This is a genomic window from Streptacidiphilus sp. P02-A3a (assembly GCF_014084105.1).
Taxonomy (GTDB): Bacteria; Actinomycetota; Actinomycetes; order Streptomycetales; family Streptomycetaceae; genus Streptacidiphilus.
Window position 1 is genome coordinate 9,149,456 of sequence record NZ_CP048289.1, and the last position, 25,134, is coordinate 9,174,589.

The 25,134-nt window shown below is 72.0% G+C and carries 22 protein-coding genes and 2 pseudogenes; 16 read left to right on the forward strand and 8 right to left on the reverse strand.

Going from position 1 to position 25,134, the window contains the following annotated elements:
- Positions 1 to 307: 307 nt before the first annotated feature.
- Positions 308 to 1,285, forward strand: a complete 978-nt coding sequence (locus GXP74_RS39045) for an NAD(P)H-quinone oxidoreductase (RefSeq protein ID WP_182455906.1) — start codon at positions 308 to 310, stop codon at positions 1,283 to 1,285.
- Between the two features lie 29 nt (positions 1,286 to 1,314).
- Here GXP74_RS39045 and GXP74_RS39050 read toward each other — a convergent pair whose 3' ends face one another.
- Complete coding sequence (locus GXP74_RS39050) at positions 1,315 to 1,707, reverse strand: type II toxin-antitoxin system VapC family toxin (RefSeq protein WP_182455907.1); 393 nt, start codon at positions 1,705 to 1,707, stop codon at positions 1,315 to 1,317.
- Complete coding sequence (locus tag GXP74_RS39055) at positions 1,707 to 1,958, reverse strand: hypothetical protein (protein WP_182455908.1); 252 nt, start codon at positions 1,956 to 1,958, stop codon at positions 1,707 to 1,709. Before GXP74_RS39055 ends, GXP74_RS39050 begins: the two co-directional genes overlap by 1 nt.
- 65 nt (positions 1,959 to 2,023) lie before the next feature.
- Here GXP74_RS39055 and GXP74_RS39060 point away from each other — a divergent pair.
- Positions 2,024 to 2,617: pseudogene (locus GXP74_RS39060) on the forward strand (zinc-binding dehydrogenase); the annotation flags it as partial.
- A 31-nt stretch (positions 2,618 to 2,648) separates the two neighbouring features.
- On the opposite strand, the gene GXP74_RS39065 reads toward GXP74_RS39060, so the two are convergent.
- Together GXP74_RS39065 and GXP74_RS39070 are read right to left on the reverse strand one after the other, a co-directional pair.
- On the reverse strand, positions 2,649 to 2,969 hold the full coding sequence (locus GXP74_RS39065; RefSeq protein WP_225448499.1) for a type II toxin-antitoxin system PemK/MazF family toxin: 321 nt from the start codon (positions 2,967 to 2,969) through the stop codon (positions 2,649 to 2,651).
- A gap of 14 nt (positions 2,970 to 2,983) precedes the next feature.
- Positions 2,984 to 3,220 (reverse strand): hypothetical protein, encoded by a 237-nt coding sequence (locus GXP74_RS39070; RefSeq protein ID WP_225448500.1) that lies wholly within the window; start codon positions 3,218 to 3,220, stop codon positions 2,984 to 2,986.
- Between the two features lie 214 nt (positions 3,221 to 3,434).
- Here GXP74_RS39070 and GXP74_RS41345 point away from each other — a divergent pair.
- Positions 3,435 to 3,831 (forward strand): annotated as a pseudogene (locus tag GXP74_RS41345) (zinc-binding dehydrogenase); the annotation flags it as partial.
- A 24-nt stretch (positions 3,832 to 3,855) separates the two neighbouring features.
- On the opposite strand, the gene GXP74_RS39075 reads toward GXP74_RS41345, so the two are convergent.
- Together GXP74_RS39075 and GXP74_RS39080 are read right to left on the reverse strand one after the other, a co-directional pair.
- On the reverse strand, positions 3,856 to 4,173 hold the full coding sequence (locus tag GXP74_RS39075) for a type II toxin-antitoxin system PemK/MazF family toxin (RefSeq protein WP_182455910.1): 318 nt from the start codon (positions 4,171 to 4,173) through the stop codon (positions 3,856 to 3,858).
- Positions 4,174 to 4,486: 313 nt separating this feature from the next.
- A complete protein-coding gene (locus GXP74_RS39080; RefSeq protein WP_182456947.1) occupies positions 4,487 to 5,137 on the reverse strand; it encodes a TetR/AcrR family transcriptional regulator in 651 nt (216 codons plus the stop codon).
- Between the two features lie 155 nt (positions 5,138 to 5,292).
- Here GXP74_RS39080 and GXP74_RS39085 point away from each other — a divergent pair, with 155 nt between their 5' ends.
- The 8 genes from GXP74_RS39085 to GXP74_RS39120 all read left to right on the forward strand — a co-directional run bounded on the left by GXP74_RS39085 (position 5,293) and on the right by GXP74_RS39120 (position 17,033).
- On the forward strand, positions 5,293 to 6,795 hold the full coding sequence (locus GXP74_RS39085; RefSeq protein WP_182455911.1) for an MFS transporter: 1,503 nt from the start codon (positions 5,293 to 5,295) through the stop codon (positions 6,793 to 6,795).
- 163 nt (positions 6,796 to 6,958) lie between these two features.
- Entirely contained in the window at positions 6,959 to 9,727 is a 2,769-nt protein-coding gene (locus GXP74_RS39090) for a PKD domain-containing protein (protein ID WP_182455912.1), read from the forward strand.
- Between the two features lie 168 nt (positions 9,728 to 9,895).
- Complete coding sequence (locus GXP74_RS39095; RefSeq protein ID WP_225448501.1) at positions 9,896 to 10,675, forward strand: NAD(P)-binding domain-containing protein; 780 nt, start codon at positions 9,896 to 9,898, stop codon at positions 10,673 to 10,675.
- Positions 10,676 to 10,765: 90 nt separating this feature from the next.
- A complete protein-coding gene (locus GXP74_RS39100) occupies positions 10,766 to 11,473 on the forward strand; it encodes a TetR/AcrR family transcriptional regulator (protein WP_225448502.1) in 708 nt (235 codons plus the stop codon).
- Between the two features lie 122 nt (positions 11,474 to 11,595).
- Entirely contained in the window at positions 11,596 to 12,546 is a 951-nt protein-coding gene (locus GXP74_RS39105) for a hypothetical protein (RefSeq protein ID WP_182455914.1), read from the forward strand.
- Positions 12,547 to 12,626: 80 nt separating this feature from the next.
- Complete coding sequence (locus tag GXP74_RS39110) at positions 12,627 to 13,193, forward strand: bacterial proteasome activator family protein (protein ID WP_182455915.1); 567 nt, start codon at positions 12,627 to 12,629, stop codon at positions 13,191 to 13,193.
- 287 nt (positions 13,194 to 13,480) lie between these two features.
- Positions 13,481 to 15,082, forward strand: a complete 1,602-nt coding sequence (locus GXP74_RS39115) for a protein kinase (RefSeq protein WP_182455916.1) — start codon at positions 13,481 to 13,483, stop codon at positions 15,080 to 15,082.
- A gap of 157 nt (positions 15,083 to 15,239) precedes the next feature.
- Complete coding sequence (locus GXP74_RS39120; protein ID WP_225448503.1) at positions 15,240 to 17,033, forward strand: protein kinase; 1,794 nt, start codon at positions 15,240 to 15,242, stop codon at positions 17,031 to 17,033.
- Positions 17,034 to 17,064: 31 nt separating this feature from the next.
- Here the strand turns inward: GXP74_RS39120 and GXP74_RS39125 are convergent, their stop codons facing one another.
- Both GXP74_RS39125 and GXP74_RS39130 read right to left on the reverse strand, forming a co-directional pair.
- The gene (locus tag GXP74_RS39125; RefSeq protein WP_370468517.1) at positions 17,065 to 18,057 is read right to left on the reverse strand and encodes a phosphotransferase enzyme family protein; all 993 of its coding nucleotides are present in this window, start codon (positions 18,055 to 18,057) and stop codon (positions 17,065 to 17,067) included.
- Positions 18,058 to 18,151: 94 nt separating this feature from the next.
- On the reverse strand, positions 18,152 to 18,820 hold the full coding sequence (locus GXP74_RS39130; RefSeq protein WP_182455917.1) for a response regulator transcription factor: 669 nt from the start codon (positions 18,818 to 18,820) through the stop codon (positions 18,152 to 18,154).
- Positions 18,821 to 19,077: 257 nt separating this feature from the next.
- Here GXP74_RS39130 and pdhA point away from each other — a divergent pair, with 257 nt between their 5' ends.
- The 5 genes from pdhA (at position 19,078) to GXP74_RS39155 (ending at position 25,106) form a co-directional block, all read left to right on the forward strand.
- A complete protein-coding gene (gene pdhA / locus GXP74_RS39135; protein ID WP_182455918.1) occupies positions 19,078 to 20,241 on the forward strand; it encodes a pyruvate dehydrogenase (acetyl-transferring) E1 component subunit alpha in 1,164 nt (387 codons plus the stop codon).
- Complete coding sequence (locus GXP74_RS39140; RefSeq protein WP_182455919.1) at positions 20,241 to 21,224, forward strand: alpha-ketoacid dehydrogenase subunit beta; 984 nt, start codon at positions 20,241 to 20,243, stop codon at positions 21,222 to 21,224. The genes pdhA and GXP74_RS39140 overlap by 1 nt, the downstream gene beginning before the upstream one ends.
- 18 nt (positions 21,225 to 21,242) lie before the next feature.
- On the forward strand, positions 21,243 to 22,691 hold the full coding sequence (locus tag GXP74_RS39145; RefSeq protein WP_182455920.1) for a dihydrolipoamide acetyltransferase family protein: 1,449 nt from the start codon (positions 21,243 to 21,245) through the stop codon (positions 22,689 to 22,691).
- Positions 22,692 to 22,801: 110 nt separating this feature from the next.
- A complete protein-coding gene (locus GXP74_RS39150) occupies positions 22,802 to 23,971 on the forward strand; it encodes a M64 family metallopeptidase (RefSeq protein ID WP_182455921.1) in 1,170 nt (389 codons plus the stop codon).
- Positions 23,972 to 24,089: 118 nt separating this feature from the next.
- The gene (locus GXP74_RS39155) at positions 24,090 to 25,106 is read left to right on the forward strand and encodes a serine protease (protein WP_182455922.1); all 1,017 of its coding nucleotides are present in this window, start codon (positions 24,090 to 24,092) and stop codon (positions 25,104 to 25,106) included.
- Positions 25,107 to 25,134 lie beyond the last annotated feature (28 nt).

The window sequence follows — 25,134 nt, forward strand, 5'->3', positions numbered from 1 at the left end:
TGTCTGCCAACTGCCGAGAACGAGCACGGACGGGGGCTGGTTCTTGTCGGCCTTACGGCCACTGGCTTCGGCTTCACGTGCTCCGCTACCGGTAAGACCGTCTGGTGCGTGTTGGAAGTACCGGCTGGTGACTCAACCTGCTGAAGCAGTCATCGGCAATCGTCAGACTCCGCGGGATGGCCCTGCTTGAGGACATGCACGCAATGGTCAAGCCAGCAACCGCATAGTCTCCGGCGATCCTTCGGCGCGTTCGAGATCACCATCCTGAGTGCACCGTTCAGCCGCGGTCTGCGGGTAGCGTCGAAGTATGCGAGCTATCACCCTCCCCGAATTCGGCGGCCCGGACGTGCTCACCCTGGCCGATGTCCCCGACCCGGTACCCGCCGAGGGCGAAGTCCTGGTGGAGGTCGCCGCCTCCGCCGTGAACCGAGCCGACGTGCTGCAACGTCAGGGCTTCTACAACCCGCCGCCCGGCGCCTCCGGGTACCCCGGCCTGGAGTGCTCCGGCCGCATCGTCGCCCTCGGCACCGGCGTCGGCGGCTGGGCGGTCGGCGACGAGGTCTGCGCGCTGCTCTCCGGCGGCGGGTACGCCGAGAAGGTCGCCGTCCCGGCCGGACAGTTGCTGCCCGTCCCCAAGGGGATCAGCCTCATCGACGCCGCCGCCCTGCCCGAGGTCACCGCGACCGTCTGGTCCAATGTGTTCCAGGTCGCTTTCCTGCGGCCCGGTGAGACGCTGCTGGTGCACGGCGGCTCCAGCGGCATCGGGACCATGGCGATCCAGCTCGGCAAGGCCGTCGGCGCCAAGGTCGCGGTCACCGCCGGCAGCGTCGAGAAGCTCCAGGCCTGCCGCGCCCTCGGCGCCGACATCCTGATCAACTACCGCGAACAGGACTTCGTCGAGGAACTGCGCGAGACCACCGCCGGACACGGCGCCGACGTCATCCTCGACGTCATCGGCGCCAAGTACCTCGACCGCAACCTCGACGCCCTCGCCGTCAACGGCCGCCTGGTCATCATCGGCATGCAGGGCGGCGCCCAAGCCGAACTCAACCTCGGCAAACTCATGGCCAAACGCGCCGCCATCGCCGCCACCGGCCTCCGCGCCCGCCCCCTCGACGAAAAGGCCGCCATCATCGCCGCCGTCCGCGAACACGTCTGGCCCCTCATCGACAACGGCACCGTCAAGCCCGTCATCGACCGCGTCCTCCCCATCGAAGCCGCCGCCGACGCCCACCGCCTCATGGAATCCAGCACCCACATCGGCAAGATCCTGCTGACGGTCTGAGGTGGGCTGGTCGGGTGCGGTTGACCGAACTACACGGTGGCGATCCCCACGAGGGGCCCGCAGAACTCGGCGATGTCCTCGGGATCCGACGTCACCACGGTCACTGGCCCCGGGGCACTCCGGGCGATCGCGGCCAGGACGGCATCGATGGCGTACTTGTGGCCGTGCCGCCGGTGGGTGCGAAGCAGGACCGCAGCTTGGGCGGTGAGCTCCTTGGTGACGTCGTGAATGTCGATGCGGGACAACACCCAGGCGATACGAGCAGGGTGAATGCGTTCGTAGTCGGCCTCCAAGGTGGTCATTGCGGAGGTGACCACCCTGATGCCCTCCTCAGCGGCGGCTTGGACCATGGCGAGGACGGCGCGGTCCTTGAGGTAGAGCTTGGACAGCCCTTCGCTGTCCAGCACGAGTGTGCCCGGCATCAGGCTGCCGCGTCCCCAGTGCGACGGTGGTCCTGACGCAGTATCGAACGCGCTGCCTCGACCTCTTCGCGAGTCAGGGGGTCGTTGTCGACAGCGAAGTCCTCGACGACCTCGCGCAGCTTGTCCATGGCAATGCGCTGCTCGATCGCCTGGGCGACATAGGCAGAGAATCCGCCCGGCCCGACCTGGGCCCGCACGGCCTCGGCGATGTCCTCGGGCAGGCTGACAGAGTACTTCTTGCTACCACTCATACTCCAGATCCTACCTTAGGTAGGATTGTCGGGTCCGGTTCTTTGCTGGGGGTACTGTCCCAAGGTCCCATGTGTTCCAGGTCGCTTTCCTGCGGCCCGGTGAGACGCTGCTGGTGCACGGCGGCTCCAGCGGCATCGGGACCATGGCGATCCAGCTCGGCAAGGCCGTCGGCGCCAAGGTCGCGGTCACCGCCGGCAGCGTCGAGAAGCTACAGGCCTGCCGCGCCCTCGGCGCCGACATCCTGATCAACTACCGCGAACAGGACTTCGTCGAGGAACTGCGCGAGACCACCGCCGGACACGGCGCCGACGTCATCCTCGACGTCATCGGCGCCAAGTACCTCGACCGCAACCTCGACGCCCTCGCCGTCAACGGCCGCCTGGTCATCATCGGCATGCAGGGCGGCGCCCAAGCCGAACTCAACCTCGGCAAACTCATGGCCAAACGCGCCGCCATCGCCGCCACCGGCCTGCGCGCCCGCCCCCTCGACGAGAAGGCCGCCATCATCGCCGCCGTCCGCGAACACGTCTGGCCCCTCATCGACAACGGCACCGTCAAGCCCGTCATCGACCGCGTCCTCCCCATCGAAGCCGCCGCCGACGCCCACCGCCTCATGGAATCCAGCACCCACATCGGCAAGATCCTGCTCCAGGCGTGAACCTGGGTCGCTACGCGGACCGACCGCGCCGTCAGCGGTCGAGTCCGAGTGTCAGGCGGAGGGATTCCTCAACATGGCGGAGTTCGTGCGGGGAGAGCAGGCCGAGTCTGCGCCGCAGGCGGGGCTTGGCAACAGTGTGGATGTCCGTGCAGTTCACGTAGGACTCGTTGTGCTTTGTCAGGCCCGACTCCGGGCCGACCGGAATGTGGGTGACGGCTGGGCCACTTGTGCCGGTGATGACAGCGACGGTCACTGTGGAGAGCGGTGCGGCGATGCGGTTCACCGTAAGGACGACGACCGGGTGAGGCCCGATCGGCTGGGGGAGCGCGCACACCCACACCTCACCGCGCATGGCGGTGGCGGGACCTACCACTGGGACTCGTCCGCTGCCTGGAGCTCGGCCTCGGTGGGATCGGACGCCGCGTCCGGAAGCGGCGCGGACTGTCCGCCGTAGTAGGCGTGAAGCTGCTCGGAGGCAGCGGTCTCCGCCGCCTCGCGGGCGAGTAGCCGCAAGCCCTCGCGGAGGGCATCTGAGGTGGAATCGAGGTGGAGTACCCGCATCGTCTGCTGCAGGACCTCCACCTCGTCCGCGCGCAGCCTCACCTGAGCGAGACGGCTCGGCTCCGAAGCCTCGGGATGTCCTTTGAGAGGCTTCTTCGCAGTGGCCTTCGCTGCCCTTCTCGCAGTCGATGCAGCGCTCATGAGCAGCACCACCGCTGTATTACAGTTGTCATACAGCTAGTCTGCGCCCTCGCGTGCAGAGCGTCAAGGGCGATCCGGGCGAGGCGTCCATCTGCGTGGGGGTACCTTCCCAAGGTCCAATGTCTTCCAGGTGGCGTTCCTGCGGCCCAGTGAGACGCTGCTGGTGCACGGCGGCTCCAGCGGCATCGGGACCATGGCGATCCAGTCCGGCAAGGCCGTCGGCGCCAAGTACCTCGACGCCCTCGCCGTCAACGGCCGCCTGGTCATCATCGGCATGCAGGGCGGCGCCCAAGCCGAACTCAACCTCGGCAAACTCATGGCCAAGCGGGTCCCGTCGGCTCTACCGGCCTCCGCGCCCGCCCCCTCGACGAGAAAGCCGCCATCATCGCCGCCGTCCGCGAACACGTCTGGCCCCTCATCGACCGCGTCCTCCCCGTCGAAGCCGTCGCCGACGCCCACCGCCTCATGGAATCCCCGGCACCCACATCGGCAAGATCCTGCTCCAGCTCTGACCAGCGACCGGCAAGCCAGTACAGCTATTCCAGGTCGAGCACGGCCCGCAGCGCTTCGTTGACCTTCATCAGCTCACCGGTGGTGAGGCGGCCTGCGAAGTCTCCGAGACGCTGCGGATCAACGGCTGTCGCCTGCTCGACGAGGACTCTGGCTTCCTGGCCGAGTAGGTCAACGGTCGGGTGGATCAAGGAATCGAAGGACTTGGTTGTCGTAGGTGCCACGATCCAGGTCGAGAGGTGCTCGTAGGCGCTTGCCTGCAATACGACGGCGTAGCGCTGGCCACGCCGCTCGTGCCCCTGGGCCTCACGGGGAGCCTTGAGCCGGTAGACGTCACCCCGCACTGAGCTCGTCCATTTCCGCGCGCACGGTCTCCACCTCGGCGAGGTACTCGGGGTCGCTCATCAATCGAGCCGCGTCCGCCCGGAGATCTGCCTGCCGCTTCTCACGGGCAGCGAGCTCAAGAGCGTGTCGGATGGCGTGTGTCGTGCTTGAACCGTCGGCTGTGAGGAGAGCCAGGTTGGCGGCATCCTCACCTGTAGGACGAAATGTAATCGGATCTGCCATACAGAAGGAGTACGCCGCTGGCTCACGGCGGGTCCAGCGACATCGGGAGCATGGCGAGCCGGCGAGGGCACCGCTGACGGGCCGGGCCGCTCAGGCTCCAGCGGCCTGCAGGCGGAGGCCTGTCAGGGTCAGTTCCAGGGCGGAGCGGAACTGGTCGACGTCGTCGTGGCCGTCGAACTCGTCGGCGATCCCGCTGACGAAGGGGAAGTCCTCGGGGCTGAGCTCCCGCCAGGCCTGGGCGTAGCGGCCGAGGTACTCGTCGCGGCCGACGGCCCCGTCGAGGATCTCCTGGGGCGGCTCCTGCCCCAGGTCGACGGCGGACCCGACGACCACCCCCACGATCGCGGAGACGGCGTGGAACCGCTGGCGCGCGGTGAGGTCGAGGCGGAGGGTCTGCTGCCCGAGCCGCTCGTACAGGCGCAGGGCGTTGCTCTGGACGTTGGTGTTGCGCATGAAGTAGGAGCCCAACCAGGGCCGGTCCACGATCGCGTCGAACAGCGTCAGCGCCATTCCGCGGAGGTCGTCGATCGGGTCGTCGCTGACCGGGAGTCCTTCGACGTCGGCCAGCACCGCGCCCATCACGTGGTCGGTGGCGCGGTCGAGCAGCTCGTCCTTGCTCGCGACGTACCAGTAGATGCTGGCGACGCCGCCGCCGAGACGCTGCGCGAGTGCCCGGAACGTCAGGGCGGGCGCCCCGGCCTCGTCGAGCAGCGCGACCGCCTCGGTGAGCACGGCCTCCATCGAGTGCGAGGCCCGTCGGCGTCCCTCGGTGGAGCGGTTGTTCAGGCGTGCCATGGCTCACGTCCCGTCGTGACTTGCCCCGTATCGAACGATGTTCTACCGTAGCTCATCGTACAGCGTTCGATAGTCGAACGACGTACGATAGGAGGACCGCCATGACCACCGCCACGCTTCACCCCCCGTCGTCCCGCACCTACCCGTCGCTGCGCGCGGCGTGGATTCCGCTGGCAGCCCTCTGCCTGGCCTTCTTCGTCGAGATGGTCGACAACACGCTCCTGTCGATCGCGCTGCCCACGATCGGCCGCGACCTCAACAGCGGTACGACCGCGCTGCAGTGGGTGACCGGCGCGTACTCGCTGACCTTCGGCGGCCTGCTGCTCACGGCCGGATCGGTGGCCGACCGGCTCGGCCGCCGCCGGGTGCTGCTGGTCGGACTGGCCGTATTCGGTTCGCTGAGCCTGTGCGTCGTCTTCGTGACCAGCGCGGGTGAGCTGATCGCCCTGCGGGCCGCGCTCGGCATCGCCGCCGCGGCGATGGCGCCGATCACGAACTCACTGGTCTTCCGCCTGTTCGACGACAAGGCCCTGCAGATGCGCGCGATGACGGTGATGATCGTCGTCGGCATGTCCGGCTTCGTCCTCGGACCTCTGCTCGGCGGCACCGCGCTGGCTCACGTGAGCTGGCAGTGGCTGCTGGTCGTCAACGCCCCGATCGCCCTGATCGCCTGCCTCGGGGTCCGGCTCGGCGTCCGTGCCGACCGGGCGGAGGACCTGACCGACGACGCGCTCGACCTGCCCGGCGCCGCCCTGAGCGTCAGCACCATCGGGCTCGCCTGCTACGCGCTGACCAGCGGCGTCGAGCACGGCTGGCTCTCCGCGATCACCCTCGGGTCGATCGTGGGCGCCGTCGCGGCGGCGGTCGCGTTCGTCCGCCACGAGCGCCGCAGCGCGGCACCGATGCTGGATCTGCGGATCTTCGCCGACGGCACCGTCCGAGGCGCCGCCCTCGCCCAGATCGGGACCGCCATCGCGATGGCCAGCGTGATGTTCGGACTGATCCTGCACTTCCAGTACGCCTACGGCTGGAGCCCGGTGCGGGCCGGTCTGGCGAACCTGCCGATCATCGTGACGATGATCGGCGCGACCCCGCTGTCCGAGTGGCTCGCGCGCCGGTTCGGCCACCGCATCGCCTGCCTGGTCGGGGCGGCCTGCCTGGCCGGTTCGCTGGCAGGGCTCTCCTGGGGGGTCGACCACGGATACGCCGCGATCGCGGTCTTCATGGTGCTGATGTCCATAGGACTGCGCACCGTGATGACGATCTGCGCGGTCGCCCTCGTCGACGCGATGCCGAGCAACCGCACCTCCGTCGCCGCGGCCCTCAACGACACCGCCCAGGAGGTCGGTTCCAGCGTCGGCACCGCCGTGGTGGGCACCCTGATCGCCGCGCTGGTCACCACCCGGCTCCCGGCCGGGACCTGGAGCGGCGACCTGGTCGCGTCGTTCTTCCACGGTGAACGGATCACCTACGGCCTGCTCGCCGTGGTCGTCGGACTGGTCGCGGGAGCCGGTGCGCTGAGCCTCACCGACTCCCGCACCACCGAGGAACACCCCGCCGAGGAACACCCCGCCGAAAAACACCCCGCCGAGGAACCCGCCTGACCCGCCGGGACGGGACCGCAGGTCAGGCGCCCAGTAAGGAGTGCGTGAGAAGACGGAGGGGATAGATCCACTTGCGGTGGATCTGCCGGTTTTCCCCCCGTGTGCGCCCGCGTAGCATGACGCGGCTCCCATCTGCGGGAGCGCATGTCATGAGGGGGAAGCTGTGCGATCCGCACGCCTCGCATCCGTCCCCGCCGTACTGGCTCTGGCAGTTGCCGGGTTGACGGCCACCACCGCCCACGCCGACCAGGCGTCGGGCAGCACGATCTACGTGAACAACTTCACGACCGGTTGCAGCAACACCGCGCCCGGCGCGGGCAGCGCGGCCGTGCCCTTCTGCACCGTCCAGGCCGCGGCCGACGTGGTGCGGGCCGGGCAGACCATTCAGCTCTTCCCGTCCAGCACGCCCTACCAGGGCCCGGTCGTGCTGAAGAACTCCGGCACCTCGGCCGCGCCGATCACCATCGACGGCGACGCCACGCTGGGGTCGACCACCCAGGGCGCCGCGCTGACCCTGGACGGGGTCGACTACGTGACGGTCGACAACCTCCGGATCAACGCCGCGTCGGGCCAGGACGCCGTCGACGTCGACGGCTCGCAGAACATCACGCTGAACCACCTGATCCTCAGCGAGTCGGCCACCATCACCGGCGTCCCGGCCAGGAGCGGGGTCACCGTGGACGGCGCCTCCTCGGACGTCACCCTGTCGCGCAGCACGTTCCTCTCCGCCTGGGGCACGAGCGCGGTGCACGCTGAGGCCGGTTCCCAGCGCGTGGTCATCACCACCAACGAGATCACCACCGGCGGCACCACCGCGCACGGCAGGGTCTGGCTGGACGGCGCCGTGAACGCGGCCGTCACCAGCAACGCCCTGGGATCCGGCGCGGTGCCCGCGGTCACCGTGGACGGCGGTTCCTCCGCCGCGATCGAGAACAACGTCATGGGCGCGAGCACCGGCCCCGCGATCTCCGTGGCGGCGGACTCCGACGCGACGGTCAGGAGCGACTACAACACCGTCATCCCCACCACCGCCGGCGTACCGCTCTACTCCTGGGCCGGTGCCAGCTACACGACCCCGGCGGAGCTCACCGCCTGGACCGGCCAGGGCGCCCACGACGGCGTCACCGTCGCCTCCGAGACCGACTCCGCGGACTCCGGCGCCACCGGCGAACTCAGCACCGACTGGAGCGGCAACCCGCGGGCGCAGGACCCCGACGTCCCCGACACCGGGGCGGGCCCGTTCAGCTACTACGACCGCGGCGTCACCGAGCGCGAGGACGTCCTCGCCTTCTCCCAGCCGGGCAACCTGGTCACCACGGCCGGTACCGCCGTGGACGAGCAGCCCGTCTCCGCCCCGACCTCCGCGTGGGGCGAGGCGCTCACCATGACGGTGGACTTCGGCGACGGCAGCCCCGCACAGTCCGCCCCGGTGGGCACGGCGATCCCGCACACCTACACCGCGCCGGGTGCCTACGCCACGACCCTCACCGTCACCAACGCCGACGGCATGGCCTCGGCCCGCACCCGCGACGTGGACGTGCTCACCGCGACCGTCGACCGGCCGGTGCTCACCGCCGCCACGCTGCGCAACTCGAACGGCGCGCCCGAGTCCGGCTCGGACCAGTTCTCGCTCTCCGGCGCCGCTGTCGGCGGCTGGCAGTACAGCAGCGCGCAGATCACCTTCGGCGACGGCACGAGCGCGGCCTGGAACGCCGCCGATCCGGTGAACAACGTGCACGGATACCGTTCTGGCGTGTACGACGCCACCGTCACCACCACCGACCTGCTCGGCCGCACCGCCACCGGCAGCACCACCGTGGTGGTCGGGGAGGACCTGCTGCCGCAGTCACCCGCGACGCGCCTGTACGACAGCCGACCCCAGGGCTACGACAGCGTGCCCGCGCACAGCACCGTGCGGGTCCTCACCGAGTACTCGGTCGACTCGCTGGTGCTGAACGTCACCGTCACCCACACCAAGGCGGCCGGGTTCGTCACGGTCTTCCCGGACGGCGTCAGCCGCCCCGACACCTCCACGCTGAACTTCGAGGCCGGGGACACGGTCGCCAACCAGGCCACGGTCCGGCTCTCCCCCCACAGCGCCTACTTCGACGTGTACAACGGCAGTAGCGGGCCGATCGACCTCGTGATCGACATCGCGGGCTACAACGGCATGTTCAACGCGTACCAGCCGGGCGTCGAGTACCACCCGGTGACGCCGACGCGCATCCTGGACACCCGCGGGACGCACAAGCAGGTTCCGGCGAACGGTTCGGTGACCGTCGCGGTGCCGTCCACGCTGGTGCCCGCGCCCGGTGGCGACACCATGGAGGTCAACGTGACCGCCACCGACGAGCACAGCTCCGGCTTCGCCACCGTCTACACCACGGGGCAGACCCTGCCGCCCACGTCGAACCTGAACTGGGCGCCCTGGACGGACACGTCGAACCTGGTCACGGTGGTCGCCGACGGAATCGGACGGATCACGATCCACAACAGCGGACCGGCGGCCACGGACTTCGTCGTCGACCTCGTCGGCTACTACCGGACCGCGACCGCCGACGACTCGCTGACCGGTTTCGTCTCGCTGCCCACCCCCCAGCGCCTGCTGGACACCCGCGGCGGCTCCGGCGTCCCGAGCACGCCGCTGCGGTACGGCCAGCAGGTCAAGGTGTGCGTTCCCGGACCGGCGGACAGCGTCGCCGCCGCGCTGAACCTGACCGTCACCGGCAGTACCGGGAAGGGCTGGCTGACCGCCTACCCGGACGGCACGACCCGTCCCGGCACCTCCAACGTCAACTGGTCCGCCGGGCAGACCGTGGCCAACATGACGCTGACCCGGACCGGCAGCGACGGCTGTGTCGAGATCTACGACGGCGGTGCCACGGTCTCGGTGATCGCCGACCTCTCCGGCTACCAGGCGGCCGAGAAGTAACACCGGCACAGGGCTGAACCGACAGTGCGTCGCGGCACAACTGCCGCGGCGCACTGTCACGTTCACCGACCGGTGGTCGACCGGCGGGTGTCGGGGCGGGCCGTGCGGCGGATGTACTGGGTGGGCCGCAGCAAGGTTCACGACCACCACGCACCACGGAGGAAGACTGTGAAGCGCATCGGCGTCAGGCGCATCGGCATCATCGGAGTGGGCGAGATCGGCCGGGCCCTCGTGACCGGGCTGTGCGACGGGGGTGACGAGTCGCCGGAGGTCTTCCTCTCCCCCCGGGGAGCCCGCGGCGCGGCGGAGTTGTCCGCGCGCCACGAGGGCGTGCGGGTCTGTGCCGACAACCAGGAGGTGCTGGACCGCTCGGAGTTGACGATCATCGCGGTACGCGGGCAGCAGCGGCACGACGCGCTCGCCGGGCTGACCGTGGCCGGTGACAAGGTGCTGGTCAACGTGATGGCCGGGGTCGGCACCGACGACCTGCGCCGGACCCTGGCCACCGACGCCGCGCTGGTACGGGCCATCCCGCTGCCCACCGTTCGTGAACGCCGCTCGGTCACGGTGACCTACCCGACCCACCCGGTGGTGGACGCCTTCTTCGACCGCCTGGGCGGGGTACTGCCGGTCGCGGACGAAGCGGCCTTCAACGTCCTCTCCACCCTGACCGGGACGCTGACCACGCACTACGCGTACCTCGCCACGCTCGCCTCGTGGGCCGTCGACCAGGGCATCGCCGCCGACCAGGCCGACCGCTACGTCCGCGGGCTCTTCCAGGGCATCGGCCGCACCCTGGGCGACGGGACCCGCTCCCTGCGGCAGCTCACCGCCGAGCACGAGACTCCCCACGGCAGCAACGAACGGATCCGCAGCACCTGGTTCGGCCCGGCCAACTCCGAGGCGCTGCGCACGGCCCTCGACGGCCTCCTCGCCGACCTGCGGTAGCGGGGAGCCGCGCGCCGCTGACTGACCGCTGCCACCGGGACACTGCATACACTGTTCGCAGAAACGTCGGCAGGGAGTGGAGGAGGGGCCGTGGGCGAGGCGCAGGCGCAGAGCATCTGGCTGCGGCCGGAACGCTCCGGGCGCGGGCCCGCGCCCGGCTTCGACCGGGACCGGCTGGCCGCCGCCGGAGTGGCGCTGGCGGACCGGGACGGGCTGGCCGCCGTCACCATGCGGGCGGTGGCCCAGGCCCTGGGGGCCGGGCCGGCCTCGCTCTACCGCTATGTGGCCACCCGCGAGGAACTGCTGGAACTGATGATCGACCAGGCGGTCGGCGAGATCCGGTGCCCGGCGCCCGGCGGCGGGGGACGGCCCGACGACCTGCTCGCGCTGGCGCGGCAGAAGCGCGAGCTGTACCTGCGCCACCCCTGGCTGCTCGACGCGACCGCCACCCGGAGCCCGCTGGGGCCGCACGCGCTCGCCCAGTTGGAGTACGCCCTGGCCGCGCTGGCCGGGCTGCCGGTCTCGGCGCGGACCAAGCTGGAGGCGCTGGCCATGCTGGACGCCGTGGTCGCGGCGCTGAGCCGGACCGAGGTCACCCAGCGGCGGGCCGGGCGGACCCTGCCGCAGTGGCAGCAGGCGCAGCAGGAGTACCTGGCGCGGGCCCTCGGTTCCGGTCGGCACCCGCACCTGGCCGCCGCCCTGGACGGCGGCACCGGCGCCGCCCGGGAGTCAGCGGAACTGCTGTTCGATCGCCTGGTCACCCGGGTCCTGGCCGGGCTGCTGCGCGAGCAGCCCTGATCCACCGGGCCGCGGAGGCACCCCGTTGTCGGCATGTCCGAAATGCTGCTTTTAAGGATATATGGGAGTGTTCTAGAAGATCGACCATCAGGAGCCCGTACCGGCCTGGAGGACGCGAGACCGTGGCCGTTCCCCGTCGCAGCGCACCCGCCCTCACCATCCTCGCCGTCCTCACCGTGCTCGGCACCGGAGCCGCCCTGGACGCCGGGACCGGTGCGGCCCTCGCCGCCGAACCCGCCGGGCGCGGCGGGCACCAGCCCGACCCGTACGCCGGGGCGGGGCTGCCGCTGCGGCTCCCCGACGGCAGGCGGATCCGGCTGGTCCGCCCGGAACGCCCCGACCGCCCGCAGCGGCCGGTGGCACCGCCCGCGCCGTCGGATCCCGGCCCGGGGCCCGACCCGGGCGCGCCGCCCGCGCCGTCCCGTCCGGCGCCGGATCCCGGCGGCGCCGAGCCGCCCGCCGCGTCCGGGGGTCCGCTGACCGACTTCCCGGTCCCGGTGCTGCAACCGCTGTTCCCGCGCGGCCCGGCGGCCGGGGGCCGGGGCACCCCGGCGGACCCGGTCGGCCGACCGTCCGGCCCCGGTCCGGACGACGGCCCGGCCGACTCCCTCCCGGCCGACCCCCTCCCGGACCCGTCCGCCGTCGGCACCGGCACCGCCGTCGGCCCCGGCACCGACGCCGACGCCGGCACCGACGCCGACGACGGCTCGGTAGCGGCCCCGCCCGATCCGGCGGAGACGGAGCCGGCACCGGCCGGGGACGTCAGCCTCGCCGCCACCGTCGCCCGGGCCTCGGTCACCGCCGCCAACGACGCCGCCGCTGCCGCCCAGGCGGTCTCGGCCGCCGTGACCAGCCAGGACCAGCAGCGGCCGTGGCCGGCCGAGGGCGCCGGTCCGCCGCCGCTCGATCCGCGCGCGCTGGCCAGCCCGCAGGCCGCGAACCTGGCGCTGCCCCCGGCCGGACCGAACGGGTACGGCGGCACGCTGCGGCACCGGCTGCTGCCGCTGGGGGTGGGTCTGGCCCTGATCGGGGCCGGAGCGGCCCTGCTCGGCTGGCGGCTGCGTCGGCTCTGACCTGCGACGCGACCATCCGACTCGGTCGATTAGCCGGGGCGCGGCCCCCCAGCGGGCCCGGGTGGGAGACAATGGCGACTATGAACATGCCGATGAACGCGCGGCCGGAAGACGGCCCCCAGGTCCTGATCGTCGGTCCCGACGGGATGCCCGTCGGGGGCCTCCCGACCAGCGGGGTGGGCGGCGGCAGTGGGGGCGAGTCCCGCGAACTGCCGATCACGGAGATGGTGGAGCAGCCCGCCAAGGTCATGCGCATCGGCAGCATGATCAAGCAGCTGCTGGAGGAGGTCCGCCAGGCGCCGCTGGACGAGGCCAGCCGGGTCCGGCTGAAGGAGATCCACGCCAGTTCGGTGAAGGAGCTGGAGGCCGGTCTGGCACCGGAGTTGGTGGAGGAGCTGGAGCGGCTGTCGCTGCCCTTCACCGAGGAGGCCATCCCCAGCGAGGCCGAGCTGCGGATCGCCCAGGCGCAGCTGGTGGGCTGGCTCGAAGGGCTGTTCCACGGCATCCAGACCGCGCTGTTCGCCCAGCAGATGGCCGCCCGCGCCCAGCTGGAGCAGATGCGGCGGGCGCTGCCGCCCGGCGCCGCGGGCTCCGGCGAGGAGGACGACGACGGCCAGGGGCCGCTCCGCTCCGGTCCCTACCTCTAGACCTCCGGTCCCGTACCTCCGGTCCCTGTCTCTGGAACCTCAAGGACCTCACTGGACGTCCTAGGACATCCAGGCAGCAGCGCAGCCAGGCCTGCGGCCCCACCATCACCCCTGCGGGTGAACCTGTTCCGGGCTGTGGCCGGGTCAGTTTCGTTCGGTCGGTACCGAATCGTGTGCGGAACCCCCGCGACGATTGTCGGCGCCGCCCGATAGCCTTGCGTCCTGGTACGCGACAGGCGCCGGTCGCTGGCATGCGTCTGCGCGCGCCCGGGGGAAGAGAAGCTGAGATGAGTGTGCAGGGCAGCGATGGCGGCGGCGCGGCGCGAACGGTCGGCCATGGCCGCTACACGCTGCGGGATCTGCTCGGCCAGGGCGGCATGGCGACCGTCCATCTCGCCGACGACACGGTGCTGGACCGCCCGGTGGCGATCAAGACCATGCTCGGTGAGATGAGCCGCGAGCCGTCCTTCCGCGAGCGTTTCCGGCGCGAGGCGCAGGCGGTGGCCCGGCTCAACCACGCCAACATCGTGCAGGTGCACGACAGTGGCGAGGACCTGAACGAGGACGGGGTGCTCGTCCCCTTCATCGTGATGGAGTACGTCGAGGGCTCGACCCTCAGTTCGGTGCTGCGCAAGGACATATCCCAGCACGGCGCGATGCCCACCGACCGGGCGCTGCGGATCACCGGCGAGGTGCTGGCCGCGCTCGCGGCCTCGCACGAACAGGGCCTGGTGCACCGCGACATCAAACCCGCGAACGTCATGGTGACCAACCGCGGCGTGGTCAAGGTGATGGACTTCGGCATCGCCCGTGCCATGCAGTCCGGCGTGACCTCGATGACCCAGACCGGCATGGTGGTCGGCACGCCGCAGTACCTGTCCCCGGAGCAGGCCCTGGGCCGGTCCGTGGACGCCCGCTCCGACCTGTACTCGGTCGGCTGCCTGCTGTTCGAACTCCTCACCGGGCGGCTGCCGTTCGAGTCGGAGTCGGCGCTGGGGATGGCGTACCAGCACGTGCAGGAGACCCCGCCGGCGCCGTCGAGCTTCAACGCGGCGGTGTCGCCCGGCGTGGACGCGCTGGTCGCCCGCGCGCTGCGGAAGGACCCGGCGCACCGCTTCCCGGACGCCGACGCGATGCGCGCCGAGTGCGAGCGGGTGGCGGGCGCGGCGGGCAGCGGCGTACCGCAGGTGATCGGCGACGGCCGGGGACCGGGCGCGCCGGGCGTCGGCGGCTCCGGCGCGAACGCGATGTTCCCGCAGGCCCAGGGGCAGTTGGGGACTCCGCCTCCGGCCCCGCAGCAGCCCTACCCGTCCATGGCGCAGCAGCCGATGCCGCCGCGCTTCGGCGGCCAGCAGTACCCCAACCCGCCTTACCCCAACGGGCAGTTCACCGGCCAGCCGTACACCGGCCAGCAGCAGGCGGTGCCGCAGGGCCCGCCGCCGTACGGCCAGGGCGTGCCGCCGCAGCAGCCCCCCGGCTACCAGCAGCGTCCGCAGTACCAGACGCCGAGGCCGCAGCCGCAGCCCGCGCGGACGCCACCGCCGTACGCCCCCCGGCCGAGCCAGCAGACCCCGCCGCCGTACCGGCCCGCGCCGCAGCGTCCCGGTCCGCGGCCGATGCCGCAGCCGGTGAGGAACCGACCGGCCCCGGTGCCGGTACCGGTGCCACCGGCGCGGCCGGGGAACAGCGCCGGGCGCGGCTGCGGGATCGCGGCCATCATCATCGGCGTGATCGTCGGCATCATCCTGCTGATCGGCTTGATCGGGGCGCTGGCGGCCCAACATCAGACCAACGACCCCAGCGGCAGCGGCCTCGGCCGAACCGCCCCGGTGGCCACGGTGAGCGGGGAGTTCGGTGCGAGCGGAGCGGCGGCGGCGTCCCTCGGCTGAGCGGCCGCGCGGTGGCGGGCGGACGGTCCGGCCACCACGCGTGCGCCGAGAAACCGGTAGCGTGCTCTGAAGACCCGCGCGGACGGCGCAGAGTACACAGTGGGTGACCAGCCCGGCGACACCGGGTGCACAGACGGATGACCGACGGCGGAGAGTAATGGCAGACAACGAGCACGCCAGCGGCGCAGACGAGTCGGATGCGCAGCGTGACTCCTCGGCACCCTACAGTGGCGACGACGATGTGACAGCCGCCCAGGGCAGCCCCGTCCTGCCGGAACCGCCGCGGCCGGAGACCCGGCGGCTGTCGCAGCACCAGCCCACCGGGCCGGACCAGCGGGCGCAGCAGCAGGACCCGGGCGCGAACTGGGAGCAGCCGGTCGCGCCGGGCCAACAGCCGCCCCAGCAGCAGCAGATCACCTCCACCGGCGGGCTCAGCGTGTTCGGCGACGGCCGCTACCGGCTGACCCGGCGGCTGGGCCGGGGCGGCATGGCGGAGGTCTTCGGGGCCCAGGACGCCCGCCTGGGACGGACCGTGGCGATCAAGGTGCTCCGCCCGGACCTGGCCGAGGACGCCATCGCCCGGATGCGGTTCACCCGCGAGGCCCACGCCGTGGCCTCGCTGAACCACCACGCCGTCGTGGCCGTCTACGACACCGGCGAGGAGGCGCACGGCCAGGAGACCGTCCCGTACATCGTGATGGAGCTGGTCGAGGGCCACACGGTGCGCGAGTTGCTGCAGAGCGAGGAGCCGCCGCCGGTCGACCAGGCGCTGATCATCACCGCCGGGATCCTGGAGGCGCTGGCCTACAGCCACCGGCACGGCATCGTGCACCGGGACATCAAGCCCGCCAACGTCATCATCACCAACACCGGTGCGGTGAAGGTGATGGACTTCGGCATCGCCCGCGCGCTCACCGGGGCCACCAGCACCATGACCCAGACCGGCATGGTGATGGGCACGCCGCAGTACCTGTCGCCGGAGCAGGCCCTGGGCAAGGCGGTCGACCACCGCTCGGACCTGTACGCCACCGGCTGCATGCTGTACGAACTGCTCACGCTGCGACCGCCGTTCACCGGTGACACGCCGCTGTCGGTGGTCTACCAGCACGTCCAGGACGCCCCGGTGCCGCCGTCGCAGGCCAACGGGCGGGTCCCGGCGATGCTGGACGCGCTGGTGCTGCGCTCGCTGGCGAAGGACCCGGACGACCGGTTCCAGAGCGCCGACGAGATGCGCGCGCACGTGCAGCACATGCTGCGCACCATGCACCAGGGCACCGCGGTCACCGAGGCGCTGCCGTCCGGCGGGGCCGGTGCCATCGGCGCCCTGGGCGCGACGGGCGCGATGGGCGCGACCCGGATCGGCGACCCGAACGGCTACACCACCCCGATGGGCACCGTCAGCAACGGGCTGACCCCGGCCCTGGGCACCCCGATGCCGCCGAACCGCGGCGGGGGCGGCGGTGGCGCCACCGCTTACGAGGACCCGTACGACGACGGGCGCGACGAGCGCAACAGCCGCCGGGCGGTGTTCGCGGTGATCGCGGTGCTGGTCGCGATCGCGGCGATCACGGTCGGGGTGGCGCTGGCGATGCGCGGCTCGGGCAGCTCCGGCACGCCCACACCGGTGACCCCGCCGAGCGTGTCGAACACGCCCACCGACACCGGGCAGCCGAGCAGCCCGGCGCCGACCACCTCCCCCTCGGCGAGCGTCACCCCGAGCGACACGTACAGCCAGCCGGTGTACTCGCCGCCGCCGCCGGTGAGCCCGTCGCCGTCGCTGAGCCCGTCGCCGTCGCTGAGCCCCTCGCCGTCGCTGACGCCGTCGACGACCCCGTCGACGACCGCGTCCGAGAGCGTCACCCCGTCCGACGGCGGCTCGGTCAGCAGCAGTGCCTCGGCCAGCGGGCAGGCGGGCGGCACGCACAGCGTGCCGCCCGGCAACACGCAGTAGCCGGGGGGCGGTCGGGGCCCGTGGTCCGGGGTCAGTTCACGCAGGCGTCGAGGACCTGCTCGTACTCCTCGCACCACCAGGCGATCTGGGCGGCGGCGGCCGGGAACAGCGGGTCCACCCGCAGGTCCCGGCGCTGGTAGCGCCAGCGGAGCATCCAGAAGTCGTTCAGGCGTTCCCACCACACCCGGTGCACGCCCGCGGCGACCTCCTCCGGGCTGCTGCCGGAGGCCTCGCGGTAGGCGCGGGCGTAGCGGCGGACCCGGTTCAGGTCGAGCACGCCGGTGTCGGGGTGGTTGAAGAACAGGGTGGCGGCGCGGACCGCCTCCTCGGTGCGGGGCTTGAGGCCGAGCCGGTCCCAGTCGAGCACGGCGACCGGTTCCTGGCCGCGGTAGAGCAGGTTCAGCGGGTGGAAGTCGCCGTGCACCCAGCCGGTGGGCGGGGCGGCGTCGGCGGCGGGTCGGCGGTGGCCGTGCGCGTCCAGCAGGTCGAGCCGCTCGCGCAGCCGTCGCCGGGCCAGGGCGTCGATGGGCTCCTGCGGGTCCCGGTCGCGGGCCAGCGCCTGGAGTCCGACGATGGTCCGCCGGGTCTGCGCCGGGTCGGCGCTGGGCTGCGGCGGCGGTTGCGGGACGGGCGGGTGCAGCTGGGCGAGAGCGGTGTGCACCCGGCCGAGCAGTGCTCCGAGGGCAGAGCACTGCTCTGGTTCGAGAGCGGTGCCGGAGCGGTGCTCTCCCTCGACCCAGGGGAACAGCGCGTACCGGCGTCCGCGCAGCAGCACGAAGGTCCGCCCGTCGCGGGCGGCCAGCGGCGGGACCACCGGCAGGCCGAGGTCGCGCAGCCCGGCGACGGCCCGGTGCTGGGCGGCCAGGGCGCCGCTGGACGCGTGGCCGGCGTCGTCCAGGTACTGCTTGAGGAAGTAGCCGCCACCCGGACCGGTGATCCGCAGCCCCCGGTTCAGCAGCCCCTGGCTCACCCGTTCGGCGGAGCTCGCGATGACGTCCTGGTAGCGCCGCAGCACCGCGCCCACCGGAATCCCCTGTACCGACCGCGTTTCGGTCCCCGCTGCCACTGCCGCCAGAGCGGTCCGACCCTGTGTCACGGGCCGATGGTACGCCTACTGATCAAGGCGGTTGGGAGCGTTCCTCGGCGTGCAGTTTGGCGACGTAGGCGGCGGCCTGGGTGCGGCGCTCCATGCCGAGCTTGGACAGCAGCCCGGAGACGTAGTTCTTCACCGTCTTCTCCGCCAGGTGCAGTTCCAGGCCGATCTGCCGGTTGGTCATCCCCTCCCCGATCAGGTCGAGGATCCGCCGCTCCTGCGGGCCGAGCGCGGTCAGCCGGGGGTCGGGCCCGGCCTCGCCGCCGCGCAGCCGGGCCAGCACCCGGCCGGTGGCCGCCGGGTCCAGCAGCGACCGCCCTGCGGCCACGTCCCGCACCGCGGACCGCAGGTCAGGACCCCGGATGGACTTCAGCACATAGCCGGACGCGCCCGCCATGATCGAGTCGAACAGCGCCTGGTCGTCGAAGTAGGAGGTCAGTATCAGGCACTTGACCTCGGGCTGCCGGATGCGGATCTCCCGGCAGACGTCCACCCCGCTGCCGTCCGGCAGCCGGACGTCCAGCACCGCCACGTCCGGGCGGGCGGCGGGGATCCGGGCCAGCGCCTCGGCCACCGTCCCGGCCTCGCCGACGACCTCGACCCCGCCGTCGACGGACAGCACCTCCTGGACGCCCCGGCGGACCACCTCGTGGTCGTCCACCAGGAAGACCCGGATACGTCCGTCTTGTGTCATTGCACCAGATTGACACAAACACGCCGTAACGACGCTCCGAATTGTCCGGATATGACCCGATCTGCCGAGGCGGAGAGGTACGTGGACGTCCTAGGACAGAAGCACTGGGGGCTTCCGCTGGGTAACGTTCTCATGCAGGATCAGGGCACACCTACCGACGATCCTCACAACCCTTCCGCACACCCCGCGTGAAGAGCATTGGAGAGGGCGACCGGACCGGTTGCCGGCAACCCCGGACGCCGGAGAGACCGCGAGGAGTGAACGTGACCGTCAAGCGCAAGACGGGGGCGCCGAAGGCTGCCCCCGGCGACCACGGAACCCCTGCCGAGTCCGGCCCACCGGACCTGGTCCAGCTGCTGACCCCCGAAGGTGAGCGGCGGGAGCACCCGGACTTCTCCGTGGAGACCACTCCGGAGGAGCTCCGCTCGATCTACCGGGACCTGGTCCTGGTCCGGCGCTTCGACGCCGAGGCGACCTCACTGCAGCGGCAGGGCGAGCTCGGCCTGTGGGCCTCGCTGCTCGGCCAGGAGGCGGCCCAGGTCGGCTCCGGACGCGCGATGCGCCCCTCCGACTACGCCTTCCCCACCTACCGCGAGCACGGCGTCGCCTGGTGCAAGGGGGTGGACCCGCTCAACCTGCTGGGCATGTTCCGCGGGGTGAACCACGGCGGCTGGGACCCGAACGAGAAGAACTTCCACCTGTACACCATCGTCATCGGCTCGCAGACGCTGCACGCGACCGGCTACGCCATGGGCATCACCAAGGACGGCAGCGACGACGCGGTGATCGCCTACTTCGGCGACGGCGCCTCCAGCCAGGGCGACGTGTCCGAGGCCTTCACCTTCGCCTCGGTCTACAACGCGCCAGTGGTGTTCTTCTGCCAGAACAACCAGTGGGCGATCTCCGAGCCGACCGAGAAGCAGACCCGGGTGCCGCTGTACCAGCGCGCCTCGGGCTTCGGCTTCCCCGGCGTCCGGGTCGACGGCAACGACGTGCTGGCGGTGCTCGCGGTCACCCGCTGGGCGCTGGAGCGGGCCCGCAGCGGCCAGGGCCCGACCCTGGTCGAGGCCTTCACCTACCGCATGGGCGCGCACACCACCTCGGACGACCCGACCCGCTACCGGATCGCCGACGAGTTGGAGTCCTGGCGGCTGAAGGACCCGATCGAGCGGGTCAAGGCGTACCTGCTGCGCGAGGGCTGGGCGGACAGCGAGTTCCTGGAGTCGGTCGAGGCCGAGAGCGAGCAGCTGGCCCGCCGGGTACGCGAGGGCGTGCGCAGCATGCCCGACCCGGACCCGTCCTCGATCTTCGAGCACGTGTACGCGGAGGGACACGCGCTGGTCGACGAGGAGCGCGAGGGCTACCTGGCCTACGCCGCCTCGTTCACCGACGCGGGCACGGACAAGGGGGAGAACGCCTGATGGCCGCCGAACAGTTCACCATGGTCAAGGCCCTCAACGAGGCGCTGCGGCGGTCCCTGGACGAGAACCCGAAGACCCTGGTGATGGGTGAGGACGTCGGCCGTCTCGGCGGCGTCTTCCGGGTCACCGACGGGCTGCACAAGGACTTCGGCGAGAGCCGGGTGATCGACACCCCGCTGGCCGAGTCCGGCATCGTCGGCACCGCGATCGGCCTGGCGCTGCGCGGCTACCGCCCGGTGGTGGAGATCCAGTTCGACGGCTTCGTCTACCCGGCCTTCGACCAGATCGTCACCCAGCTGGCGAAGATGCACGCCCGGGCGCTGGGGCAGATCAAGCTCCCGGTCACCATCCGGATCCCGTTCGCGGGCGGCATCGGCGCGGTCGAGCACCACAGCGAGTCGCACGAGGCGTACTTCGCGCACACCGCCGGACTCAAGGTGGTCGCGCCGTCGAACCCGGCGGACGCCTACTGGATGCTGCGGCAGTCGATCGCCTCGGACGACCCGGTGGTCTTCCTGGAGCCCAAGCGGCGCTACTGGGACAAGGCCGCGCTGGACCCGTCCGGCACCCCGGACCTGGGCCTGCACCAGGCCCGGATCGCCCGGCCCGGGCGCGACCTGACCCTGATCGCCTACGGCCCGATGGTCAAGCTCTGCCTGGAGGCGGCGGCCGCCGCGGCCGAGGACGGCCAGCAGCTGGAGGTCGTCGACCTGCGCTCGCTCTCCCCGGTCGACTTCGACACCCTGGCCGAGTCGGTCAAGCGCACCGGCCGCGCCGTGGTCGTGCACGAGGCCCCGGTGTTCCTGGGCATGGGCGCGGAGCTGGCGGCGCGGATCACCGAGCGCTGTTTCTACTCGCTGGAGGCTCCGGTGCTCCGGGTCGGCGGCTACTTCGCCCCGTACCCGCCGTCCCGGGTGGAGGACGCCTTCCTGCCCGACCTGGACCGGGTGCTCGACGCTGTCGACCGCGCCCTGGCCTTCTGAGGGTGTGAGGAGACCATCATGAGCACCACCAAAGAGTCCCTGCGTCAGTTCAAGATGCCCGACGTGGGCGAGGGGCTGACCGAGGCCGAGATCCTCACCTGGTACGTCAAGCCCGGCGACGCGGTCACCGACGGACAGGTCGTCTGCGAGGTGGAGACCGCCAAGGCGGCGGTCGAGCTGCCGATCCCGTTCGACGGGGTGGTCCGCGAGCTGTTCTACGGCGAGGGCACCACGGTCGACGTCGGCCAGGTGATCATCAGCGTGGCGGTGGCCGGGGAGGCCGCGGCCGAGCCGGCTCCGGCGGCTCCGGCGGCGGAACCGGCCGAGGCCGAGGCCGAGCCCGCCCGCCGCGAGGTGCTGGTCGGCTACGGCCCGCGCACCGGCACGGTGCAGCGCCGCGCCCGCAAGGCCGCCCCGACCGCGGCGCCGGTGGCGACTCCGGTGGCGACTCCGGTGGCCGCGCCCGCCCCGGTCGCCGCGCCGCCCGCCCCGGCGGCGGTCCCGAGCCCGGCCCCGAGCCCGGCCCCGGTCGCGGTCGCCGAGACCGACGGGACCGCCCGGCCGCTGGCGAAGCCGCCGGTGCGCAAGCTCGCCAAGGACCTGGGCGTGGACCTGCGCACGGTCACCCCCACCGGCCCGAACGGCACCATCACCCGCGACGACGTGTACGCCCTGGTCGCCGCCCCGGCCGCGGAACCGGCCGCGGAACCGGCCGCGGCTCCGGCTCCGGCCGCGGCCCCGGTCAGCGCCGTGCCGGTCGGCGGTGCCGACCTGCGGGTGCCGATCCGCGGTGTCCGCAAGGCCACCGCCGCCGCGATGGTGGCCTCGGCGTTCACCGCGCCGCACGTCACCGAGTGGGTGCAGGTGGACGTCACCCGCACGATGAAGCTGGTGGCCCGGCTCAAGGAGACCGGCGAGCTGGGCGCGGGGGTGCGGGTCAGCCCGCTGCTGCTGGTCGCCAAGGCGCTGCTGACCGCGATCCGGCGCCACCCGGAGATCAACGCCAGCTGGGACGAGGCCAACCAGGAGATCGTCCACAAGGGCCGGGTCAACCTCGGCATCGCCGCCGCCACCCCGCGCGGGCTGATCGTCCCGAACATCAAGGACGCCGGTTCGCAGACGCTGTCGCAGCTGGCGGGGTCGCTGACCACGCTGATCGAGACGGCCAGGGAGGGGCGGACCTCCCCGGCCGACATGCAGGGCGGGACGGTCACCATCACCAACGTCGGCGTCTTCGGCGTCGACTCGGGCACCCCGATCCTGAACCCCGGCGAGGCCGCGATCCTGGCCTTCGGCCAGGTCAGGGAGCTGCCGTGGGTGCACAAGGGACGGGTGGTACCGCGCCGGGTGACCACCCTGGCACTCTCCTTCGACCACCGGCTGGTCGACGGGGAACTGGGCTCCCGGGTGCTGGCCGACACCGCCGCCGTGCTGGAGCAGCCCAAGCGGCTGATCAGCTGGGGCTGACCGGAGGCCGCGGCTGGCCCGTCGGGGTGACAGCACCCCGACGGGCCGCTGATCCTACGATCTACCCGGGTACTCCTTCGCCGTTCAACTAAGCGGAGGAGTACCTGCCCATGCCACCGACGCGCCGTTTCCGCGCCCGGATCACCGCCCTGGCCCGCCCGTGTACCAGCGCCCTGCCGGTCGCGCTACTGCTGCTGGCCGCCGTGGCCGGGCTGGCGCCGCCGCAGGCCGCGACCGCCGCCCGCCGGGGCGGGGGCCCGGGGCTGATCGGCAGCCGGTCGCTGGTGTCCAACGGCGACCCGGCGAGGCGGATCTCCATCCTCCTGCTCGGGGACGGCTACACCGCCGCCGAGCTGCCGCGCTACCGCGCCCAGGCGGCGGCGGTGTGGCAGGCGCTGATCCAGGTCGAGCCGTTCCGCAGCTACCAGCACTTCTTCGACGTCACCCGGCTCGACCTGGCCTCGCCGCAGTCCGGGATCCGCTCGGGCTCGCCGCTGGGCATGCACTTCGGCTGCGACGGCATCGCCCGGCTGCTCTGCGCCGACGCCCAGGCGATCGGCCGCTACACCGGCGGCTCCGGCGACGGCCAGTACGTGGTGGCGCTGGCCAACTCCGGCTCCTACGGCGGCGAGGGCGGGGACGGGATGGCCACCCTCTCGGCGGGCTCGCCGAACGCCGCGCAGATCGTCCAGCACGAGTTCGGCCACTCGATCGGCGCCCTCGGCGACGAGTACGACGCCGCGCCGGCGGACGCCGACTACCCCAACCTGGCCACCGAGGACGCCGCCACCATGCGCCGGGAGCAGTCGAAGTGGTGGCGCTGGCTGGGCGCGGCCGACCCGACCGGCGGCACCGTGGGCGCCTACCCGAGCGGCAACGGGCTGTACCGGCCGACCCGCGACTCGATCATGCGGACCCTCGGCGGCGTCTACAACCTGCCCTCGCGCGAGGCGCTGATCGAGGCCTTCTACCGGCAGGTCCGGCCGGTCGACCGGATGGACCCGGGCCCCGGCGTGGTCAGCCGCCCCCGGACGCTGCGGGTCTTCCCGGTGCCGCTGGTCGGCCCCAGGCAGCTGGCGGTGACCTGGACCATCGACGGACGCAGGGCCCCGAACCCGGCCGTCCACGGCGACCGGCTGGACACCTCCCGGCTGGGCCTGGCCGCCGGGCGCTGGGCGCAGGTCAGCGCGACCGTCGAGGACACCACCCCGTGGCTGCGCGACGAGGCCTTCCGCCGGGACCGGATGACCGAGACCGTCAGCTGGGTGGTGCACGCCTGACCCTCCCTCAGTTCCGCTGGTCCCGAGGAGCTCCGGGCCTCCTCAGGGCCCCACGCGACCCTCGTACATCCCCTGGTACATTCGAACGATCTTTTGGACCGGGTCGGGGGAGAGTCAGTTGAGGCACAGGCGCAGACGGACCGCTGTCTGGTCGGCGGTGGGCGGGGCGGCCCTGGTGGGGGCGCTGCTGGCGACGCTGTCGCCGCTGGCCTCGGCCCAGTCCTCGGGCCCGTCCGCAGACCCGGCGCGGTCCGAGCGGATACCCGCGGTGGCCACCGGTTCGATACCCGCGCCGCGTCAGGCGCGGCTGGGAACCGTGTCGGCCGCCGCGCTACAGCGGTTCTGGACCCCGGCCCGGCTCGCCGCGGCGACCCCGGTGGACGCGGCCACCGGCGCCCCGGCCGACAAGGCCTCCGGTTCCTCCCGCACCGCCGCCGTCCGGGCCGCCGCCGCACTCCCGGCCGGGGTCGGCCACTCCTACGACAACGCCCGGCCCTCGGTCGGCATCCTGGTGTACGCGGACAAGAACCTGAACACGCACTACTGCACGGCCTCGGTGGTGACCAGCCCCGGCAAGAGCATGATCCTCACCGCGGCGCACTGCCGCCCCGGCTCCTGGGCCGCCTTCGTGCCGGACTACCAGGCCGGGGCCAGGACCCAGCCGTACGGGATCTGGAACATCAGGACGGTCTACACCGACAGCCGCTACGCGGCGACCGGCAGCGGGACCGACTACGACTACGCCTTCGCCAAGGTCGCCCCGGACAGCCGGGGGAGGCTGCTGCAGAACGTAACCGGGAGCAACGTCCTCACGCTCACCCCGAGCTACGTCAACTGGGCCGGGGTCACCGGCTACCCGGCGGTCTCGTCCGCCCCCGCCGACAAGGCGATCACCTGCTGGAACTGGACCAGCAGGCTCACCGGCCTCACCCAGATGCAGTTCCTGTGCACCGGCTACTACTCCGGCACCTCCGGCAGCCCCTGGCTGATCCACCTGAACAGCGGGACCAACAGCGGCGACGTGATCGGCGTGGTCGGCGGCTACGAGTACGGCGGTCCGAACTCCTGGATCAGCTACAGCCCGATCTTCACCCGGAACACCTTCACCTTGTACAGCTACGCCAACTCCCACTGAGGGCAAAGCGGCGGTAACCAGCTGAAAT

Excerpts from the sequence above, each read along its gene's own strand:
- GXP74_RS39045 (WP_182455906.1), top strand. The coding sequence starts at position 308 with ATGCGAGCTATCACCCTCCCCGAATTCGGCGGCCCGGACGTGCTCACC.
- GXP74_RS39050 (WP_182455907.1), bottom strand. The coding sequence starts at position 1,707 with ATGCCGGGCACACTCGTGCTGGACAGCGAAGGGCTGTCCAAGCTCTAC.
- GXP74_RS39055 (WP_182455908.1), bottom strand. The coding sequence starts at position 1,958 with ATGAGTGGTAGCAAGAAGTACTCTGTCAGCCTGCCCGAGGACATCGCC.
- GXP74_RS39065 (WP_225448499.1), bottom strand. The coding sequence starts at position 2,969 with ATGCGCGGTGAGGTGTGGGTGTGCGCGCTCCCCCAGCCGATCGGGCCT.
- GXP74_RS39080 (WP_182456947.1), bottom strand. The coding sequence starts at position 5,137 with ATGGAGGCCGTGCTCACCGAGGCGGTCGCGCTGCTCGACGAGGCCGGG.
- GXP74_RS39085 (WP_182455911.1), top strand. The coding sequence starts at position 5,293 with ATGACCACCGCCACGCTTCACCCCCCGTCGTCCCGCACCTACCCGTCG.
- GXP74_RS39110 (WP_182455915.1), top strand. The coding sequence starts at position 12,627 with ATGAACATGCCGATGAACGCGCGGCCGGAAGACGGCCCCCAGGTCCTG.
- GXP74_RS39115 (WP_182455916.1), top strand. The coding sequence starts at position 13,481 with ATGAGTGTGCAGGGCAGCGATGGCGGCGGCGCGGCGCGAACGGTCGGC.
- GXP74_RS39120 (WP_225448503.1), top strand. The coding sequence starts at position 15,240 with ATGGCAGACAACGAGCACGCCAGCGGCGCAGACGAGTCGGATGCGCAG.
- GXP74_RS39130 (WP_182455917.1), bottom strand. The coding sequence starts at position 18,820 with ATGACACAAGACGGACGTATCCGGGTCTTCCTGGTGGACGACCACGAG.
- GXP74_RS39140 (WP_182455919.1), top strand. The coding sequence starts at position 20,241 with ATGGCCGCCGAACAGTTCACCATGGTCAAGGCCCTCAACGAGGCGCTG.
- GXP74_RS39145 (WP_182455920.1), top strand. The coding sequence starts at position 21,243 with ATGAGCACCACCAAAGAGTCCCTGCGTCAGTTCAAGATGCCCGACGTG.
- GXP74_RS39150 (WP_182455921.1), top strand. The coding sequence starts at position 22,802 with ATGCCACCGACGCGCCGTTTCCGCGCCCGGATCACCGCCCTGGCCCGC.